At 61.4% G+C, this 20189-nt stretch carries 17 protein-coding genes and 1 tRNA gene; 17 read left to right on the forward strand and 1 reads right to left on the reverse strand.

What is annotated here, in order from left to right; translation table 11 throughout:
• Positions 1-27 precede the first annotated feature (27 nt).
• Positions 28-282 (reverse strand): DUF2790 domain-containing protein, encoded by a 255-nt coding sequence (locus BLX42_RS04590; protein WP_012315605.1) that lies wholly within the window; start codon positions 280-282, stop codon positions 28-30.
• A 427-nt stretch (positions 283-709) separates the two neighbouring features.
• Between BLX42_RS04590 and acs the strand changes: the two genes are divergently transcribed.
• The 17 genes from acs (at position 710) to BLX42_RS04675 (ending at position 20024) form a co-directional block, all read left to right on the forward strand.
• On the forward strand, positions 710-2671 hold the full coding sequence (gene acs, locus BLX42_RS04595; protein ID WP_161871242.1) for an acetate--CoA ligase: 1962 nt from the start codon (positions 710-712) through the stop codon (positions 2669-2671).
• A 506-nt stretch (positions 2672-3177) separates the two neighbouring features.
• On the forward strand, positions 3178-3963 hold the full coding sequence (locus tag BLX42_RS04600) for an ABC transporter substrate-binding protein (RefSeq protein ID WP_115274155.1): 786 nt from the start codon (positions 3178-3180) through the stop codon (positions 3961-3963).
• Positions 3964-4051: 88 nt separating this feature from the next.
• Positions 4052-4741, forward strand: coding sequence for an ABC transporter permease (locus BLX42_RS04605; protein ID WP_012315602.1), 690 nt, complete (start codon positions 4052-4054; stop codon positions 4739-4741).
• Positions 4738-5436, forward strand: a complete 699-nt coding sequence (locus tag BLX42_RS04610; RefSeq protein ID WP_046785396.1) for an ABC transporter permease — start codon at positions 4738-4740, stop codon at positions 5434-5436. Before BLX42_RS04605 ends, BLX42_RS04610 begins: the two co-directional genes overlap by 4 nt.
• A gap of 22 nt (positions 5437-5458) precedes the next feature.
• On the forward strand, positions 5459-6223 hold the full coding sequence (locus BLX42_RS04615) for an ABC transporter ATP-binding protein (RefSeq protein WP_046785395.1): 765 nt from the start codon (positions 5459-5461) through the stop codon (positions 6221-6223).
• Positions 6224-6323: 100 nt separating this feature from the next.
• Positions 6324-7304 (forward strand): transcriptional regulator ArgR, encoded by a 981-nt coding sequence (argR, locus tag BLX42_RS04620; protein WP_046785394.1) that lies wholly within the window; start codon positions 6324-6326, stop codon positions 7302-7304.
• Positions 7305-7598: 294 nt separating this feature from the next.
• Positions 7599-8819, forward strand: a complete 1221-nt coding sequence (locus BLX42_RS04625) for an aspartate aminotransferase family protein (protein WP_119687581.1) — start codon at positions 7599-7601, stop codon at positions 8817-8819.
• 140 nt (positions 8820-8959) lie between these two features.
• A complete protein-coding gene (aruF, locus tag BLX42_RS04630) occupies positions 8960-9979 on the forward strand; it encodes an arginine/ornithine succinyltransferase subunit alpha (RefSeq protein ID WP_046785392.1) in 1020 nt (339 codons plus the stop codon).
• A gap of 54 nt (positions 9980-10033) precedes the next feature.
• The gene (astA, locus tag BLX42_RS04635; protein WP_012315596.1) at positions 10034-11062 is read left to right on the forward strand and encodes an arginine N-succinyltransferase; all 1029 of its coding nucleotides are present in this window, start codon (positions 10034-10036) and stop codon (positions 11060-11062) included.
• On the forward strand, positions 11063-12526 hold the full coding sequence (astD, locus tag BLX42_RS04640; RefSeq protein ID WP_161871243.1) for a succinylglutamate-semialdehyde dehydrogenase: 1464 nt from the start codon (positions 11063-11065) through the stop codon (positions 12524-12526).
• A gap of 23 nt (positions 12527-12549) precedes the next feature.
• Positions 12550-13899 carry an N-succinylarginine dihydrolase gene (gene astB / locus BLX42_RS04645; protein WP_119687579.1) on the forward strand — a complete coding sequence of 450 codons (1350 nt, stop codon included), beginning with the start codon at positions 12550-12552 and terminating at the stop codon, positions 13897-13899.
• A 14-nt stretch (positions 13900-13913) separates the two neighbouring features.
• Positions 13914-14204, forward strand: a complete 291-nt coding sequence (locus tag BLX42_RS04650; RefSeq protein WP_161871244.1) for a topoisomerase II — start codon at positions 13914-13916, stop codon at positions 14202-14204.
• 10 nt (positions 14205-14214) lie between these two features.
• On the forward strand, positions 14215-15222 hold the full coding sequence (gene astE / locus BLX42_RS04655; RefSeq protein ID WP_046785389.1) for a succinylglutamate desuccinylase: 1008 nt from the start codon (positions 14215-14217) through the stop codon (positions 15220-15222).
• A gap of 337 nt (positions 15223-15559) precedes the next feature.
• A complete protein-coding gene (gene alaS, locus BLX42_RS04660) occupies positions 15560-18184 on the forward strand; it encodes an alanine--tRNA ligase (protein ID WP_147405221.1) in 2625 nt (874 codons plus the stop codon).
• 85 nt (positions 18185-18269) lie between these two features.
• Positions 18270-19505 carry an aspartate kinase gene (locus BLX42_RS04665; RefSeq protein WP_039603358.1) on the forward strand — a complete coding sequence of 412 codons (1236 nt, stop codon included), beginning with the start codon at positions 18270-18272 and terminating at the stop codon, positions 19503-19505.
• Between the two features lie 167 nt (positions 19506-19672).
• Positions 19673-19861 carry a carbon storage regulator CsrA gene (csrA, locus tag BLX42_RS04670; protein ID WP_003254503.1) on the forward strand — a complete coding sequence of 63 codons (189 nt, stop codon included), beginning with the start codon at positions 19673-19675 and terminating at the stop codon, positions 19859-19861.
• A 72-nt stretch (positions 19862-19933) separates the two neighbouring features.
• A tRNA-Ser gene (locus BLX42_RS04675) sits at positions 19934-20024 on the forward strand.
• Positions 20025-20189 lie beyond the last annotated feature (165 nt).

Raw genomic sequence — 20189 nt, forward strand, 5'->3', positions numbered from 1 at the left:
TGGGCCCCGCAGGGCCCAAATCATTCATCAGCCGTTGGAGCAGCCGTTACCCATGACGCGGTATTCGAGAATGTGCTTCTGACCCTTGGAATCCTCGTAGGTCATGCGGGCCGGCACGACTTCGCACACGTTTGGCACTTCGCTCATGGAGATGACGCGGGCGATATCCAGGTGCTGCGAATAACTGTACTGTTCAACCGGAATCTGCTCGGCATCCTTTGCTTCATCGGCCATTGCCGCACTGCAAAGACTACCAAGTACCAATACCAGTAACGCTTTCATTTTCTATTTACCTGTCTAAGGTCGTGAGGGGGCGCGCGGCGCTTGTGGCACCGCGAATACAGCCAAGTTTTCAACTATCGGATTAGCGCGCGATTAACGAGTTGCCTTCGTGGGGGCTGTGACTGTTACCAGTTGTTAATCGCCTTTGCCGTTGCTGGCGTAGTGAATCTTATGCTTCGGTAATTAAGGGAAACAGTGGGCGTTTTGATAAAGTTTTTTCGCCTTTTGACAGAAACTGTAACAATCCCCCGGGAAAATCTTTTGCTTTCCCCTCTAGCCGGGTTGCCAGCTGCGGCCTAGAGCCTTTCCGGCCGTCCACAAGGTGCGCAACCTGTCGCGTTACTACCATCGTCGTATGGCTTTTGCCGCTCTGGTACAGTTACAAACGGTTCCATACAAAAACAACTATTACACCGAGGTAACACAGATGAGTGCGGCTCCACTGTATCCCGTTCGTCCCGAGGTTGCGGCCACTACCCTGACCGACGAGGCCACCTACAAGGCCATGTACCAGCAATCGGTGATCAACCCGGACGGCTTCTGGCGTGAGCAGGCCCAGCGCATTGACTGGATCAAGCCTTTCACCAAGGTCAAGCAGACTTCCTTCGACGATCACCATGTCGATATCAAGTGGTTTGCCGACGGCACTCTCAACGTCTCCTCCAACTGCCTGGACCGCCACCTCGAAGAGCGCGGCGACCAACTGGCAATCATCTGGGAAGGTGACGACCCTTCCGAACACCGCAACATTACCTATCGCGAACTGCACGAGCAGGTCTGCAAATTCGCCAACGCCCTGCGCGGGCAGGACGTGCACCGTGGGGATGTAGTGACCATCTACATGCCGATGATCCCTGAGGCCGTGGTTGCCATGCTGGCCTGTGCCCGCATCGGTGCGATTCACTCGGTGGTGTTTGGCGGCTTCTCGCCCGAAGCGCTGGCCGGGCGCATCATCGATTGCAAGTCCAAGGTGGTGATTACCGCCGACGAAGGTTTGCGCGGTGGCCGCCGTACTCCGCTCAAGGCCAACGTGGACCTGGCGCTGACCAACCCTGAAACCAGCAGCGTGCAAAAAATCATCGTGTGCAAGCGCACCGGTGGTGACATCGCCTGGCACCAGCACCGAGACATCTGGTACGAAGACCTGATGAAGGTGGCCTCCAGCCATTGCGCGCCAAAGGAAATGGGTGCCGAGGAGGCGCTGTTCATTCTTTATACCTCCGGCTCCACCGGCAAGCCCAAGGGCGTGCTGCACACCACCGGTGGTTACCTGGTGTACGCCGCGCTGACCCACGAACGCGTATTCGACTACCGCCCCGGCGAGGTCTACTGGTGCACCGCTGACGTCGGTTGGGTCACCGGCCACAGCTACATCGTCTACGGGCCGCTGGCCAACGGTGCGACCACGCTACTGTTCGAGGGCGTACCTAACTACCCGGACATTACCCGGGTGTCGAAGATCGTCGACAAGCACAAGGTCAACATCCTCTACACCGCACCTACAGCGATTCGCGCCATGATGGCCGAAGGGCAGGCGGCCGTTGAGGGTGCCGACGGCTCGAGCCTGCGCCTGCTGGGTTCGGTCGGTGAGCCGATCAACCCTGAGGCCTGGAACTGGTACTACAAGACCGTCGGCAAGGAGCGTTGCCCGATCGTCGACACCTGGTGGCAGACCGAGACCGGCGGCATCCTGATCAGCCCGCTGCCGGGCGCCACGGGCCTCAAGCCGGGTTCTGCGACCCGTCCGTTCTTTGGTGTGGTGCCGGCGCTGGTGGACAACCTGGGCAACCTGATCGATGGTGCCGCCGAGGGCAACCTGGTGATCCTCGATTCCTGGCCGGGCCAGTCTCGCTCGCTGTATGGCGATCATGACCGCTTCGTCGATACCTACTTCAAGACGTTCCGCGGCATGTACTTCACCGGTGACGGCGCGCGCCGTGACGAGGATGGCTACTACTGGATCACGGGCCGGGTGGATGACGTGCTCAACGTTTCCGGCCACCGTATGGGTACCGCAGAGATCGAAAGCGCCATGGTCGCCCATGCCAAAGTGGCCGAGGCTGCGGTGGTGGGGGTGCCGCACGATATCAAAGGGCAGGGCATCTATGTGTACGTGACCCTCAATGCCGGCGTGGAGCCCAGCGAGCAGTTGCGCATGGAACTGAAGAACTGGGTGCGCAAGGAGATCGGCCCGATTGCCTCGCCGGATGTTATCCAGTGGGCACCTGGGCTGCCGAAGACGCGCTCGGGCAAGATCATGCGACGTATCCTTCGCAAGATCGCCACGGCGGAATACGGCTCGCTAGGTGATATCTCCACCCTGGCCGACCCGGGCGTGGTGCAGCATTTGATTGATACCCACAAGGCAATGAACCTGGCGTCGGCCTGATGAAATGAGCGGGACTGCGGGGCAGTCCTGCTTCAAACGAAAACCCCGCACGGGCAACCGGCGGGGTTTTTGCTTTACTGTTACCCGACATTCATCGGTAACTCTTCTGTCACCGATTACGCACAGCTGCGGGGCGAGCGGGAACACTCATGACCCGTTTCGGTGCGTTTATGGCGCCATTTTTTGCCGTGCAGCAAGCTACACTTGCCGTCGTACAAGGCTTTGCCAATAATAGGCCCAGTAATTGCTAGTTCTAAAGGTTATTTTCCTTGCGCTCTTGCATATCTTGCAAAGGCTGTCAACCTCGCCCGCTGCCGTTTCAAGCGCTTCTGTAAGTAGTTGTCGCTTTGAAGAAATATCGACTACCGGGCTGTCGTTAAAATGCCACTCACTCGCTCGTGGTCTGCGACCTTGGTCGAACCCTGCGCGGCTCGCGTTGTACCCATTCGCATATCGGGCAGTTGTTACTCCTGCCTTGTAATGCCCCGTACCGATGGAGTTACCTGATGAAGAAGCTCGCACTGCTTGGCGCCCTGGCGCTTTCCGTGTTTTCCCTGGTGTCGCAGGCTGATGAAAAACCGTTGAAAATCGGTATCGAAGCGGCCTACCCACCCTTCGCCTTCAAGCAGCCCGACGGCAGCATCGCCGGTTTCGACTACGACATCGGCAACGCCCTGTGTGAAGAGATGAAAGCCAAGTGCACCTGGGTCGAGCAGGAGTTCGACGGCCTGATCCCGGCGCTGAAGGTGCGCAAGATCGACGCCATCCTGTCGTCCATGTCGATTACCGATGACCGCAAGAAATCGGTCGATTTCACCAAGCGCTACTACCTGACCCCAGCGCGCCTGGTGATGAAGGACGGCGCTACCGTCAGCGACAGCCTGGATGAACTCAAAGGCAAGAAGATCGGCGTGCAGCGCGGCTCGATCCACGACCGCTTCGCCAAGGAAGTGCTGGGCGCCAAAGGTGCCACCGTGGTTCCGTACGGCACCCAGAACGAAATCTACCTCGACGTGGCCGCTGGCCGCCTCGACGGCACCGTGGCTGATGCCACCCTGCTGGAAGACGGTTTCCTGAAAACCGACGCCGGCAAGGGCTTTGCCTTCGTTGGCCCTTCGTTCACCGACGCGAAATACTTCGGTGACGGCATCGGCATCGCCGTGCGCAAAGGTGACGATGCCAACCGCGAGCGTATCAACAAGGCCATCGACGCGATCCGTGCAAACGGCAAGTACAAGCAGATCCAGGACAAGTACTTCAACTTTGACATCTACGGTCCAGACTCGAAGTAAGACGTCGAGTTTCACCTGTGCAATGGTGCAAACAGCAGAGGCTCTGAGGTTTGCACCATTTTTCATTCTTTAGGTCGAGGACCTCATCATGTTGAAAGGCTACGGGGCAGTCATCCTCGACGGGGCGTGGCTGACGCTGCAGCTCGCCCTGTCGTCGATGGCCCTGGCCATTGTGCTCGGCCTGATTGGCGTGGCGCTGCGCTTGTCGCCGGTGCGCTGGCTGGCCTGGTTGGGCGATATGTATTCCACGGTGATCCGGGGTATTCCGGACCTGGTGCTGATCCTGCTGATCTTCTACGGCGGGCAGGACATCATCAACCGTTTGGGGCCGCTGGTGGGCTATGACGACTACATCGACCTGAACCCGCTGGTCGCAGGCATCGGTACCCTGGGCTTCATCTTTGGCGCCTACCTGTCAGAAACCTTCCGAGGTGCGTTCCTGGGTATTCCCAAGGGCCAAGCCGAAGCCGGCGCGGCCTATGGCATGAGCAACCGGCAGGTATTCTTCCGCATTCAGGTGCCGCAGATGATCCGCCTGGCGATCCCGGGCTTCACCAACAACTGGTTGGTACTGACCAAGGCGACGGCACTGATTTCGGTGGTCGGCCTGCAGGACATGATGTTCAAGGCCAAGCAGGCGGCAGACGCCACCCGCGAACCCTTCACCTTCTTCCTGGCGGTGGCGGCGTTGTACCTGGTGCTGACCAGTGTCTCGCTGCTGGCACTGAAGTATCTCGAGAAGCGCTACTCGGTGGGCGTCAAGGTGGCTGAGCTATGATTTTCGATTACAACGTCATCTGGGAGGCCATGCCGCTGTACCTTGGCGGCCTGCTGACCACCCTCAAGCTGCTGGCGATATCGCTGGTCTTCGGCCTGCTGGCGGCTGTACCGCTGGGCTTGATGCGGGTGTCCAAGCAGCCGGTGGTCAACCTCACGGCCTGGCTCTACACCTATGTGATCCGCGGCACGCCGATGCTGGTGCAGCTGTTCCTGATCTACTACGGCCTGGCTCAGTTCGAGGCGGTGCGCGAAAGTATCTTCTGGCCATTGCTATCGAGCGCCACGTTTTGTGCGTGCCTGGCATTTGCCGTCAACACCAGTGCCTACACCGCCGAAATCATCGCCGGCAGCCTCAAGGCTACCCCGCACGGCGAGATCGAGGCGGCCAAGGCCATGGGTATGTCCCGCATGAAGATGTACCGTCGCATCCTGCTGCCGTCGGCCCTGCGCCGGGCGTTGCCGCAGTACAGCAACGAAGTGATCATGATGCTGCAGACCACCAGCCTGGCGTCGATCGTGACCCTGATCGACATCACCGGTGCCGCACGTACGGTCAATGCCCAGTACTACCTGCCTTTCGAGGCCTACATCACGGCGGGCGTGTTCTATCTGTGCCTGACCTTCATCCTGGTGCGCCTGTTCAAGATGGCCGAACGCCGCTGGCTCGGCTACCTGGCGCCGCGCAAGCACTGAACGCTCTGTGAGAACCGACAGCATGTACAAACTAGAAGTCCAAGACCTGCACAAGCGCTACGGCAGCCATGAAGTGCTCAAGGGTGTGTCCCTGGCGGCCAAGGCAGGCGATGTGATCAGCATTATCGGCTCCAGCGGTTCGGGCAAGTCGACCTTCCTGCGCTGCATCAACCTGCTCGAGCAGCCGCACGCCGGCAAGATACTGCTCAACAACGAAGAGCTGAAGCTGGTCGCCGGCAAGGACGGCGCGCTCAAGGCTGCCGACCCGCGCCAGTTGCAGCGCATGCGCTCGCGGCTGTCGATGGTGTTCCAGCACTTCAACCTGTGGTCGCACATGACCGCGCTGGAAAACGTCATCGAGGCGCCGGTGCACGTGCTTGGCGTGAACAGGAAAGAAGCCCTGGAAAAAGCCGAGCACTACCTGGCCAAGGTGGGCGTCGCCCATCGCAAGGATGCTTTCCCGGGGCATATGTCCGGCGGTGAGCAGCAGCGTGTGGCGATTGCCCGAGCGTTGGCGATGGAGCCTGAAGTGATGCTGTTCGACGAGCCGACTTCGGCGCTCGACCCCGAACTGGTCGGCGATGTGCTAAAGGTCATGCAGGCCCTGGCCCAGGAAGGCCGGACCATGGTGGTGGTGACCCACGAGATGGGCTTTGCTCGCGAGGTGTCCAACCAGTTGGTGTTCCTGCACAAAGGCCTGGTCGAAGAGACCGGCTGCCCGCGCGAAGTGCTGGCTAACCCGCAATCGGAGCGGCTCAAGCAGTTTCTCTCTGGCAGCCTGAAGTAAAGGCTGCACCTTCGCACCAGAATAGGGCATGCTGCGCAGCAGTGCGCAGTCTGCCCTGGCGCCACAGACTCGAACGACTTCAGGTTTCGGACCTTACCCTATGACCACCCAGCGAATCGGTTTTCTCATCTGGCCAAGCACCAAGCCCTTGACGTTGGCGCTGGCGGAGGAAGTATTGCTGGTGGCCCAGCGGGTACATCCTGACGTGGTCTACGAGCTGGCCTTTCTGCAGGCCGAGCCTGCGCAGGAAGGTGCCTGGCGCCTGCCGGGCGAGCCCTGGAACGGGCGCCTGGAGGGTTGTCACAAACTGTTCCTGCTCGCTGACGAGTTGCCCCAGGCGCTGGGGCCGGCGCTGTCCTCGGCACTCAAGCAATTGGCCCGTAGCGGCTGCATCATTGGCGGGCTGTCTGCGGGGGTGTATCCGTTGGCCATGCTCGGCCTGCTCGATGGTTACCGCGCAGCGGTGCATTGGCGCTGGCAAGACGATTTTGCCGAGCGCTTCCCCAAGGTCATCGCCACCAGCCATCTGTTCGATTGGGATCGTGATCGCCTGACCGCTTGCGGCGGTATGGCGGTGACCGACTTGCTGCTGGCATTGCTGGCGCGTGATCACGGGGCTGAGCTGGCTGGTGCGGTTTCCGAGGAGCTGGTGGTCGAGCGCATCCGTGAGGGTGGGGAGCGCCAGCGCATTCCGCTGCAGAACCGCCTCGGCTCCAGCCATCCGAAGCTGACCCAGGCGGTGCTGTTGATGGAAGCCAACATCGAAGAGCCGCTGACCACCGACGAAATCGCTCAGCATGTATGCGTATCGCGCAGGCAACTGGAGCGCATCTTCAAGCAGTACCTCAATCGGGTGCCCAGCCAGTATTACCTGGAGTTGCGGCTGAACAAGGCGCGGCAGATGCTGATGCAGACCAGCAAATCGATCATCCAGATCGGCCTTTCCTGTGGTTTCTCCTCCGGCCCGCATTTCTCCAGCGCCTACCGCAATTTCTTTGGCGCCACGCCACGGGAAGACCGCAACCAGCGGCGTAACAGCAGCCCCTTCGAATTGAGTTCGGCGCCTGCCGAAAAGGGCTGAAAGCTTCCCTGCGCAATGCGCTTCCATCGCCGGCAGGCCGGCTCTCATACTGATCGGGTTGCCGCCGGTACAGCCGGCATGTCTTCTTATGTGAACACCCGTTCACCCAGTCTCGCTCTGCCGTTACACTGCGCGATTGCGACAGTGTTTGTCGCATTGCCGAAAGCCTGGGTAAAACTGGGTTTTGCGCTGTAACAAGTTGTCGCTTGGCCGCAAGGACAGGCGCAGATCAGTCCTTACAATCCCCCCATCGCTCGCCACTTCCAGGCCAGCGTTCCTCTTCAGGAGACTCAGATGTCCGTTGAGCAAGCCCCGGTGCAACGTGCCGATTTCGACCAGGTCATGGTCCCCAACTATTCTCCGGCGGCCTTCATTCCTGTGCGAGGCGAGGGTTCCCGCGTATGGGACCAGTCGGGTCGCGAGCTCATCGACTTTGCCGGTGGCATTGCGGTAAACGCCCTGGGCCACTGCCACCCGGCACTGGTCAAGGCCCTGACCGACCAGGCCAATACCCTCTGGCACGTTTCCAACGTCTTCACCAACGAACCGGCACTGCGCCTGGCACATAAACTGGTCGATGCCACCTTTGCCGACCGTGCTTTTTTCTGCAACTCCGGCGCTGAGTCCAACGAGGCCGCCTTCAAGCTGGCCCGTCGTGTGGCCCATGACCGCTTCGGTCCCGACAAGCACGAAATCATCTCCGCCGTGAACAGCTTCCACGGTCGCACCCTGTTCACCGTCAGTGTCGGCGGCCAGCCGAAGTACTCGGACGGTTTCGGCCCGAAGATCACCGGCATCAGCCATGTGCCCTACAACGACCTGGAAGCGCTGAAGGCACAGATTTCCGACAAGACCTGCGCCGTGGTGATCGAGCCGATCCAGGGCGAGAGCGGTGTGGTCCCGGCCGACAAGGCGTACCTGGAGGGCGCCCGCAAGCTGTGTGACGAACACAACGCCCTGCTGATCTTCGATGAAGTGCAGACCGGTGTGGGCCGTACCGGCTCGCTGTACGCCTATCAGCACTACGGCGTGACGCCGGACATCCTGACCAGCGCCAAGAGCCTGGGTGGTGGTTTCCCGATCGGCGCCATGCTCACCACCAGTGAGCTTGCCAAGCATCTGGCGGTCGGCACCCACGGCACTACCTATGGCGGTAACCCGTTGGGTTGTGCCGTTGCCTGCGCGGTGCTGGATGTGATCAACACCCCAGAAACCCTGGCCGGTATCAAAGCCAAGCACGAGCGCTTCAAGGTGCGTCTGGAGAAGATCGGCCAGCAGGCCGGCCTGTTCTCTCAGGTGCGTGGTGTCGGCCTGTTGATCGGCTGCGTGCTGACCGAAGCCTGGCAGGGCAAGGCCAAGGACATCCTCAATGCCGCCGAGAAGGAAGGCGTGATGGTACTGCAGGCCGGCCCGGACGTGGTGCGCTTCGCGCCGAGCCTGGTGATCGAAGATGCCGATATCGATGAAGGCCTGGACCGCTTCGAGCGGGCTGTGGCCAAACTGACCCAGGCCTGATTCGCCGGCGGTCCTTTCGCCGGCCCCGAGCGGGCCGGTGATAGCAGAATTCCAGTGCGGGCGCGTGCTTGCAGACTCAACACGCGCCCGCCGTTTTTCCGTGCCGCGAAAGCGGCCAGTTTTTCCAAAGGAGTGACACCATGCTGGTGATGCGCCCCGCGCAAATGGCTGATCTGAACGAAGTGCAGCGCATGGCTGCCGACAGCCCCGTTGGTGTCACTTCGCTGCCGGACGACGCTGCCCGTCTGGGCGACAAGATCGCCGCCTCGGAAACGTCGTTCGCTGCCGAAGTCAGTTTCAATGGCGAAGAAAGCTACTTCTTCGTGCTCGAGGACAGTGTCACCGGCAAGCTGGCCGGTTGCTCGGCAATCGTCGCCTCGGCGGGCTACTCCGAGCCGTTCTACAGCTTTCGCAACGAAACCTTCGTGCATGCCTCCCGCGAACTGAAGATCCACAACAAGATCCACGTCTTGTCGCTGTGCCATGACCTCACTGGCAACAGCCTGCTGACCAGCTTCTATGTCCTGCCTGAACTGGTGAACAGTGGCTGGGCCGAGCTGAATTCGCGTGGCCGCTTGCTGTTCATGGCCTCGCACCCGGAGCGCTTTGCCGACTCGGTGGTCACCGAAATCGTCGGTTACAGCGACGAGCAAGGCGAGTCGCCGTTCTGGGATGCCATCGGGCGCAACTTCTTCGACCTCAACTATGCCCACGCCGAGCGTCTGTGCGGCCTGAAAAGCCGTACCTTCCTCGCCGAACTGATGCCGCACTACCCGATCTATGTGCCCCTGCTGCCGGACGCTGCCCAGGAAGCCATGGGCCAGGTGCATCCGCGCGCGCAGATCACTTTCGACATCCTCATGCGTGAGGGCTTCGAGACCGAGCACTATATCGACATCTTCGATGGCGGCCCGACCTTGCATGCGCGTGCCTCGGGCATCCGCTCGATCGCCCAGAGCAGGGTGGTGCCGGTCAAGCTCGAGGAAGGGCCGGTCAAGGGCGGGCGCCCGTACCTGGTGTGCAACGGCCAACTGCAGGATTACCGCGCGGTGCTGGTCGAACTGGACTGGGTGCCGGGCAAGCCGGTCAGCCTCAGTGCAGAGGCTGCCGAGGCGCTGGGTGTGGGCGAGGGCGCCAGCGTGCGCCTGGTCGCGGTCTGAGGTCTGGGAACAGAGAGTTTTGCGGTAGCTACAGTTGCCGCACAAGGAGATAGCATGATCGTTCGTCCTGTACGCAGCAGCGATTTACCTGCGCTGATCGAATTGGCACGCAGCACCGGTACCACCGGGCTGACCACCTTGCCGGCCAACGAGGAGCGCCTCGGGCATCGTGTCGGCTGGGCCGAGAAGAGCTTCCGTGGTGAAGCCGAGCGCGGTGACACCGACTACCTGTTCGTGCTGGAGAACGACGAAGGTCTGGTGGTCGGCATCAGTGCCATCGCCGGGGCCGTCGGCCTGCGCGAGCCCTGGTACAACTACCGGGTGGGCCTGACCGTCAGCGCCTCGCAGGAGCTGAACATCTATCGCGAAATCCCCACCCTGTTCCTGGCCAACGACCTGACCGGCAACTCCGAACTGTGCTCGTTGTTCCTGCGTAGCGACCACCGCTCCGGGCTCAATGGCCGCTTGCTGTCGCGGGCGCGCATGCTGTTCATCGCCGAGTTCCCGGAGCTGTTCGGCAACAAGATCATCGCCGAAATGCGTGGCATGTCTGACGAGCAGGGCCGTTCGCCCTTCTGGGAGAGCCTTGGGCGGCACTTTTTCAAGATGGAGTTCAGCCAGGCCGACTACCTCACTGGTGTGGGCAACAAGTCGTTCATTGCCGAGCTGATGCCCAAGTTCCCGTTGTACACCTGCTTCCTGTCGGAGGCTGCGCGCAGCGTCATCGGCCGTGTGCACACCGATACCGAGCCTGCCCTGGCCATGCTCAAGCAGGAAGGCTTCAGCTACCAGGGGTATGTCGACATCTTCGACGCAGGCCCGGCCATCGAGTGCGAAACCTCGAAGATCCGTGCCGTACGCGAGAGCCAGACCCTGGTGCTGGCCGTCGGTACGCCTGGCGATGACGCAACCCCTTACATCATCCATAACCGCAAGCGCGATGACTGCCGTATCACTGCCGCGCCCGCACGTCTGGCTGCGGGCACCCTGGTGGTCGACCCGCAAACCGCCAAGCGCCTGCGCATGGGCGCTGGCGACAACGTTCGCGCCGTGCCGCTGTCGGCAAGCCGGGAGGCCCAGTAAATGACCACGCATTACATCGCCGGCAGCTGGCAGGCCGGCCAGGGTGAAGCCCTGCAGTCGCTCAACCCGGTCACGCAAGCCGTTGTCTGGCAAGGGCAGGGCGCCGATGCCGGCCAGGTCGACGCTGCCGTGCAGGCCGCGCGTCAGGCTTTTCCGGCCTGGGCGCAACTGAGCCTGGAGGCGCGCATCGACGTGCTGGAAAAGTTCGCCGAACAGCTCAAGCAGCATTCCGAGGCACTGGCCTACTGTATTGGCGAGGAAACCGGCAAGCCGCTGTGGGAGTCGGCTACCGAAGTCACCAGCATGGTCAACAAAGTCGCGATCTCGATACAGAGCTACCGCGAGCGCACGGGTGAGAAAAGCGGCCCGCTGGCCGATGCTACCGCCGTACTGCGGCACAAGCCCCACGGAGTGGTGGCGGTGTTCGGCCCCTACAATTTCCCCGGCCACTTGCCCAATGGCCACATTGTCCCGGCGCTGCTGGCCGGTAACTGTGTGGTGTTCAAGCCCAGCGAGCTGACCCCCAAGGTCGCCGAACTGACAGTCAATTGCTGGATCGCCGCGGGCCTGCCTGCCGGCGTGCTCAACCTGGTGCAGGGCGCACGTGAAACGGGCGTGGCGCTGGCTGCCAACCCAGGTATCGATGGCTTGTTCTTCACTGGCTCCAGCCGTACCGGCAACCTGCTTCACCAGCAGTTCGCCGGCCGTCCGGACAAGATCCTCGCCCTGGAAATGGGCGGCAACAACCCGTTGGTGGTGGATGAGGTCAAGGACTTCGACGCGGCGGTATACACGATCATCCAGTCGGCGTTCATCTCCGCTGGGCAGCGCTGCACCTGTGCTCGCCGCCTGCTGGTGCCGCAGGGCGCCTGGGGCGATGCGCTGGTCACGCGGTTGGTCGAGGTGTGCAAAGGCATCACGGTCGGCGCTTTTGATCAGCAGCCGGCACCCTTCATGGGTTCGGTGATTTCGCTGCAGGCTGCGCGGGCGCTGGTCGCGGCGCAGGCTGAGCTGCTCGCCAAGGGCGCTACCCAGTTGCTAGAGATGACCCAGCCCCAGGCCGATGCCGCACTGCTGACCCCGGGCATCATCGATGTCACCGCCGTGGCCGACCGGCCCGACGAAGAGTTTTTCGGCCCGCTGCTGCAGGTGATTCGTTACACCGACTTCGATGCCGCCATCGACGAGGCCAACAACACCCAGTACGGCCTGGCCGCCGGGCTGTTGTCAGACTCCCGTGCCCGCTACCAGTACTTCTGGCTGCGCAGCCGCGCCGGCATCGTCAACTGGAACAAGCAACTGACCGGTGCCGCCAGCAGCGCGCCGTTCGGGGGGGTAGGCGCCAGTGGCAACCATCGCGCCAGCGCCTATTACGCCGCCGATTACTGCGCTTACCCCGTGGCTTCGCTGGAGACTGCCAGCCTTGCCCTGCCGGCGACCCTGACGCCGGGCGTCACCCTATAACAACAGGTCACGGAGCCTAGCCGATGAAATCCTATGAAGTGAATTTTGATGGCCTGGTGGGGCCTACCCACAATTACGGCGGCCTGTCCTACGGTAACGTGGCCTCGCAGAGCAACAGCCAGCAGGCCTCGAACCCGCGTGAAGCGGCGCGCCAAGGCCTGGCAAAGATGAAAGCGCTGGCCGACATGGGCTTCAAGCAGGGTGTGCTGGCGCCGCAGGAGCGCCCCGACGTAGCGGCGTTACGTCGCCTGGGCTTCAGCGGCAGCGATGCCGAAGTCATCCAGCGCGCGGCCAAAGAGGCCATGCCGCTGCTGGTCGCCAGTTGTTCGGCATCGAGCATGTGGGTGGCCAACGCGGCCACCGTCAGCCCCAGCGCCGACACCGCTGATGGCCGCGTGCATTTCACCGCGGCCAACCTCAACTGCAAGTACCACCGCAGCATCGAGCATCCGACCACCAGCCGTGTGCTGGCCGCCATGTTCAGCAATGAGCAGCACTTTGCCCATCACCCGGCGCTGCCTGCCGTGGCGCAGTTCGGCGACGAGGGCGCGGCCAACCATACGCGCTTCTGCCGCAGCTACGGCGAGCCGGGCGTTGAGTTTTTCGTCTACGGTCGCAGCGCGTTCGACGGCCGCTATCCCGCGCCGCAGAAGTATCCGGCGCGCCAGACCCTGGAAGCTTCACAGGCCGTAGCACGGCTTCACGGTCTGAGCGATGACGGTGTGGTCTACGCTCAACAGAATCCGTCAGTGATCGATCAGGGTGTATTCCACAACGATGTGATTTCGGTGGGCAATGGCGAGGTGCTGTTCTACCACGAAGATGCTTTCCTTGAGACTGACGCGGTGCTTGGCCAGCTGCAGGCTAAACTGGCCAGCAAGGGTGGCAACTTCCAGGCCATCCGTGTGCCACGGGCAGCGGTGGCGGTAGAGGATGCGGTGCGTTCCTACCTGTTCAACAGCCAGCTGCTCAGCCGCGACGACGGCTCGATGCTGCTGGTGGTGCCAGAGGAGTGCCGCAACAATGAGCGCGTCTGGGCGTACCTGCAGCAACTGACCAGCCAGGGTGGCGCGGTGAAGGAGGTCAAGGTGTTCGACCTCAAGCAAAGCATGCAGAACGGCGGCGGCCCGGCATGCCTGCGCTTGCGCGTGGCTTTGAAGGAATCGGAACTGGCGGCGGTCAATCCAGGCGTTATCATGACCGCCCCGCTGTACGACACACTGTTGCAGTGGGTCGACAAGCACTACCGCGACCGCCTGGGCGAAGCGGACCTTGCCGACCCGCAGTTGCTGGTCGAATGCCGTACGGCGCTGGATGAGTTGACCCAGATTCTGAAGTTGGGCTCGGTCTATCCGTTCCAACGCCAACCTTGAAGAGAGATTTTGTAATGACCGACGCCCTGCGCCTGATCCTTGAAGATGTAGACGGCACCCAGCTGGAAACCTCCTGCACCCGCTTTGCCGTTGTCTGGCAGGGCAAGGAAGTGTGGATTCAGCAAGACGGCCGTGGCCAATTGCTGATCGGTGTCGACGTCGATGAGAACGACACCGAGTACGCCAACCTGCTGCTGCGCCCGATGGCTACCAACCTGGTCAGCCTGCAGCTGGAGATGGAACCGGCAGAAGTCGGTGAAGACGATGACCACGTCCATGGCCCCGGCTGCGGCCACGACCACTAAGGAAGCGCCTATGCTCGCCCTTGGCAAATTGCTTGAGCTGACCCTGACCGATCATGAGCCGGCCGAGAAGACCCAAGTCACACCCAAGGGCGTGCGTTTACGCTGGCTGGGGGAGGGCGCCCTTGAGGTGCGTCCGCCCGAGGGCGACGATTGCGGGTTGGACCTGCTGCTGTCGGCCGGTATCCATGGCAATGAAACGGCGCCGATCGAATTGCTCGAACGGCTGCTGCATGGCGTGGCCAATGGCAAGATCAAGCCGCGTTCGCGTGTGATGTTCCTGTTCGGCAACCCTGCGGCCATCCGCAAGGGCGAGCGCTTCATCGAGCAGGACATCAACCGCCTGTTCAATGGTCGTCACGAGCTTTCCAGTGGTTTCGAGGCATTGCGTGCCGCGGAACTTGAGCAGTTCGCCCGGGTGTTCTTCAGCAAGCCCGAGCGTACCCGCCTGCATTACGACCTGCATACCGCCATTCGTGGCTCCAAGATCGAGCAGTTTGCCCTTTACCCCTACAAAGAGGGGCGCAAGCATTCTCGTCGCGAGCTGGCTCGCCTGGCTGCTGCCGGCATGGAGGCGGTGCTGCTGCAGAGCAAGTCATCGATCACCTTCAGTGCTTTCACCTATGAGCAGCTCGATGCAGAGGCATTCACCCTGGAGCTTGGCAAGGCACGGCCGTTCGGGCAGAACGAGCAGGTCAACCTCGACAAGCTGGAGGAGCGCCTGATCCAGATCATCGAAGGCAATGAGCCTGAGGCTGAAGATTCGCTTGATGGTCTTAAACTGTTCAGTGTTGCACGCGAGATCATCAAGCACAGTGAGGGCTTCCGCCTGCACCTGCCGGTGGATATCGAGAACTTCTCCGAGCTGAGCAAAGGTTATCTGCTGGCCGAGGACCTGGCCGAAATGCGCTGGGTGGTGGAGGAGGAGGGGGCGCGGATCATCTTTCCCAATCCCAAGGTCAAGAACGGGCTGCGCGCCGGCATTCTCATCGTCCCGGACTCGGGGCAGCGCCTGGGCTGAGATTGCGCATTGCCTTGCAGGAGCGGCCTATTGTCGCGCAAGGGCGCTTCTACAACGGCCAGTCGTCGCTGAATGCTGCCCATGAAAACCATTTAATTCACCGCCTGTTCCATTTTCCCTTCCCTTGAGCGGTAATTGGCTTGCCAGCGGCAAAAGCCTGCATTTAGCATCCGGTCATGTCATTTTCGTTTGCATGAGCCTTAAAAGCCGTCCAATCGACGCTTTGCATCGCATAAACACACTGCACCGAGATTGCAGGACCGATATAATGCGGCCCTTTGCCGTCGTTTCGTCGACGCGTTTGCCCACCAGGGCCGCCGTTTCCGTGGAAGAACCTATGAAAAGCGCAGAAATCCGTGAAGCCTTCCTTCGCTTCTTCGAAGAGCAGGGCCATACCCGAGTCGCCTCCAGTTCGCTGATCCCGAACAACGACCCGACCCTGCTGTTCACCAACGCAGGCATGAACCAGTTCAAGGACTGCTTCCTCGGTGCCGAGAAGCGCGCCTACACCCGTGCGGTCAGCAGCCAGAAGTGCGTGCGCGCCGGCGGCAAGCATAACGACCTGGAAAACGTCGGTTACACCGCGCGTCACCATACCTTCTTCGAGATGCTGGGCAACTTCAGCTTCGGCGACTATTTCAAGCGCGATGCGATCACTTTCGCCTGGACCTTCCTGACTTCCGACAAGTGGCTGAACCTGCCCAAGGAAAAGCTCTGGGTCACCGTCTACGCCAGCGACGACGAAGCCTACGACATCTGGACCAAGGAAGTCGGCGTGCCGGCCGAGCGCATGGTGCGTATCGGTGACAACAAAGGCGCCCCTTACGCCTCCGACAACTTCTGGACCATGGGCGATACCGGCCCGTGCGGGCCTTGCACCGAGATCTTCTACGACCACGGTGCCGATATCTGGGGCGGCCCACCCGGTTCCCCTGAAGAAGACGGCGACCGCTACATCGAGATCTGGAACAACGTCTTCATGCAGTTCAACCGCACTGCCGATGGCGTGCTGCACCCGCTGCCAGCGCCGTCGGTGGATACCGGCATGGGCCTGGAGCGCATCAGTGCGGTCATGCAGCACGTGCACTCGAACTACGAGATCGACCTGTTCCAGAACCTGCTGAGCGCTGCGGCCAAGGCCATCGGCTGCAGCAACGACGGTCAGGCTTCGCTGAAAGTCGTGGCAGACCACATCCGCTCTTGCGGCTTCCTGATCGCAGACGGCGTGCTGCCGTCCAACGAAGGCCGTGGCTACGTGCTGCGCCGCATCATTCGTCGTGCCTGCCGTCACGGTAACAAGCTGGGCGCCAAGGGCAGCTTCTTCTACCAGATCGTCGCCGCCCTGGCTGCCGAGATGGGCGAGGCGTTCCCGGAGCTCAAGAGCCAGCAAGCGCACATCGAGCGCGTGCTCAAGGCCGAAGAAGAACAGTTCGCCAAGACCCTCGAGCAGGGCCTGCGCATCCTCGAGCAGGACCTGGCCCAGCTCAAGGGCGACGTAGTGCCGGGTGACGTGGTGTTCAAGCTGTACGACACCTACGGCTTCCCGATGGACCTGACCGCCGACATCGCCCGAGAGCGCGAGCTGACCATCGATGAAGCGGGCTTCGAGCGTGAAATGGATGCCCAGCGTGAGCGCGCCCGTTCCGCCAGCGCCTTCGGCATGGATTACAACAGTCTGGTCAAGGTCGACACCGCTACCGATTTCGTCGGCTACAACGCCACCGAAGGTCAGGGCAAGGTCATTGCGCTGTACAAGGACGGCCAGTCGGTCGACCAGTTGGGCGAGGGCGAGCAGGGCGTCGTGGTGCTGGACCGCACCCCGTTCTATGCCGAGTCCGGTGGCCAGGTTGGTGACACCGGCTACCTGCAGTCGGGCGCCGTACGCTTTGACGTGCAAGACACCACCAAGACCGGCGGCGCTTTCCTGCACCATGGCGTGGTCGCCAGCGGCGCGCTGGTGATCGGTTCTCCGGTCCAAGCCAAGGTCGATGCCGAAGTGCAGCACGCCACCTCGCTGAACCACTCGGCCACTCACCTGCTGCACGAAGCGCTGCGTCAGGTGTTGGGCGAGCACGTGCAGCAGAAGGGCTCGCTGGTCGACAGCCAGCGTCTGCGTTTCGACTTCAGCCACTTCGAGGCGGTGACGCCTGCGCAGATCAAGGCTCTGGAAGACATCGTCAACCGTGAAGTGCGCAAGAACACCCCGGTGGAAACTGAAGTCACTGATATCGAAACCGCCAAGCGCAAAGGCGCGATGGCCCTGTTTGGCGAGAAATACGGCGATACCGTGCGCGTGCTGAGCATGGGTGGCGATTTCTCCGTCGAGCTGTGCGGCGGGATCCACGCCAAGCGCACCGGCGATATCAGCCTGTTCAAGATCATCAGCGAAGGTGGCGTGGCCTCTGGCGTGCGCCGTATCGAAGCGGTTACCGGCGCTGCCGCGCTGGCTTACCTGAACGCTGCCGAAGAGCAGGTCAAGGAAGCCGCGCAGTTGGTCAAGGGCAACCGTGACAACCTGATCGACAAGCTGTCGGCTGTGCTCGAGCGCAACCGTCAGCTGGAGAAGCAGCTCGAACAGCTGCAGGCCAAGGCCGCCAGCGCCGCAGGGGATGATCTCTCCAGTGCGGCTGTTGAGGTCAAGGGTGCCAAGGTCCTCGCCGCCCGCCTGGATGGGCAGGATGGCAAGGCCCTGCTGGCCCTGGTCGATCAGCTGAAGAACAAGCTCGGCCACGCAGTGATCCTGCTGGGCAGCGAGCATGAGGGCAAGGTCGTGCTGGTGGCCGGCGTGACCAAAGACCTCTCCAGCCAACTCAAGGCTGGTGACCTGATGAAACAAGCCGCTGCGGCAGTGGGTGGCAAGGGCGGTGGCCGTCCGGACATGGCTCAGGGCGGTGGCGTCGACGTCGCTGCGCTGGACCAGGCCCTGGCGCTGGCCGTGCCGTTCGCAGAGCAGGGACTTTGAGATGGAGGGGCCGGTGGTCTAGTCACCGGCCCCTCCATGTTGGATGGTTTTTTTGAGGCCCTGTATGGGCTGAGGCACCATTGAAATGGCGTTGATCGTACAGAAATTTGGCGGCACCTCTGTCGGTTCCATCGAGCGGATCGAGCAGGTTGCCGACAAGGTCAAGAAACACCGTGAAGCGGGCGACGACCTGGTTGTTGTGCTGTCGGCCATGAGTGGCGAAACCAATCGCCTGATCGACCTGGCCAAGCAGATCACCGATCAGCCGGTTCCGCGTGAGCTGGACGTGATCGTGTCCACCGGCGAGCAGGTCACCATTGCCCTGCTGGCCATGGCCTTGATCAAGCGTGGCGTGCCGGCGGTGTCCTACACCGGCAACCAGGTGCGCATCCTCACCGACAGCGCGCACAACAAAGCACGCATCCTGCAGATCGACGACCAGAAGATTCGCGCCGACCTCAAGGAAGGGCGTGTGGTGGTTGTAGCCGGTTTCCAGGGGGTCGACGAGCACGGCAGCATCACTACCCTGGGCCGCGGCGGCTCCGATACCACTGGCGTGGCCCTGGCGGCCGCGCTCAAGGCTGACGAGTGCCAGATCTACACCGACGTCGATGGCGTCTACACCACTGACCCGCGCGTCGTGCCGCAGGCGCGCCGCCTGGAGAAGATCACCTTCGAAGAGATGCTGGAAATGGCCAGCCTCGGGTCCAAGGTGCTGCAGATCCGCTCGGTGGAGTTCGCCGGCAAGTACAACGTTCCGCTGCGCGTGCTGCACAGCTTCAAGGAGGGTCCAGGTACCCTCATTACCATTGATGAAGAGGAATCCATGGAACAGCCGATCATTTCCGGTATCGCCTTCAACCGTGATGAAGCCAAGCTGACCATTCGCGGCGTGCCGGACACTCCGGGCGTCGCTTTCAAGATCCTCGGCCCGATCAGCGCCTCGAACATCGAAGTGGACATGATCGTGCAGAACGTCTCGCACGATAACACCACCGACTTCACCTTCACCGTGCACCGCAACGAGTACGAGAAGGCTCACAGCGTGCTGGAGAACACCGCACGTGAAATCGGTGCCCGCGAAGTGATCGGCGATACCAAGATCGCCAAGGTATCGATCGTCGGTGTTGGCATGCGCTCCCACGCAGGTGTTGCCAGCCGCATGTTCGAATCCTTGGCCAAGGAGAGCATCAACATCCAGATGATCTCCACTTCCGAGATCAAGGTGTCGGTAGTCATCGAAGAGAAGTACCTGGAGCTGGCCGTTCGCGCGCTGCATACCGCGTTCGAGCTTGACGCTCCGGCCCGACAGGGCGAGTAAGGCGTTGCCTTGAGGGGCGCGGCTTGCCGCGCCCTTCGCGTTTCTGCTCGTCACGCAGGCCCTGTCCTGCCAGCGTGACGCGCTATGGGCCCCTGTGTCGTCGTCCACGACCAGGCCCGGTTTTTCCCAGACTGTTATCCCTGAATGTCTTGCGTAAGGAGAAAGCTATGTTGATTCTGACTCGTCGGTGCGCCGAGAGCCTGATCATTGGAGATGGCGAGATCACCGTGACGGTGCTCGGCGTCAAAGGAAACCAGGTGCGTATCGGCGTTAGCGCCCCCAAGGAAGTGGCTGTTCACCGCGAGGAAATCTACCTGCGGATCAAGAAAGAGAAGGATGAGGAGCCAAGCCTTTAATTTTTTTGAAGTTTTTTTCAAAAAAAGGGTTGCAAACGAGGAAGAGCCTGTTTAATATTCGCCTCGTGTTGCGGTGAGGTGGCCGAGTGGCCGAAGGCGCTCCCCTGCTAAGGGAGTATACCTCATAAGGGTATCGGGGGTTCGAATCCCCCCTTCACCGCCATTATTCGCTTAGGGCGCTGTAATCGGTAAGAACGCTAAGTCGTTGAAGTTAAACGAAAAAGTTCTTGCAAAAATGTTTCAGCGACCTATAATGCGCGGCAAGACACGGACTCATAGCTCAGCTGGATAGAGTACTCGGCTACGAACCGAGCGGTCGGAGGTTCGA

The organism is Pseudomonas sp. SG-MS2 (genome assembly GCF_009933855.1).
GTDB lineage: Bacteria > Pseudomonadota > Gammaproteobacteria > Pseudomonadales > Pseudomonadaceae > Aquipseudomonas > Aquipseudomonas putida_E.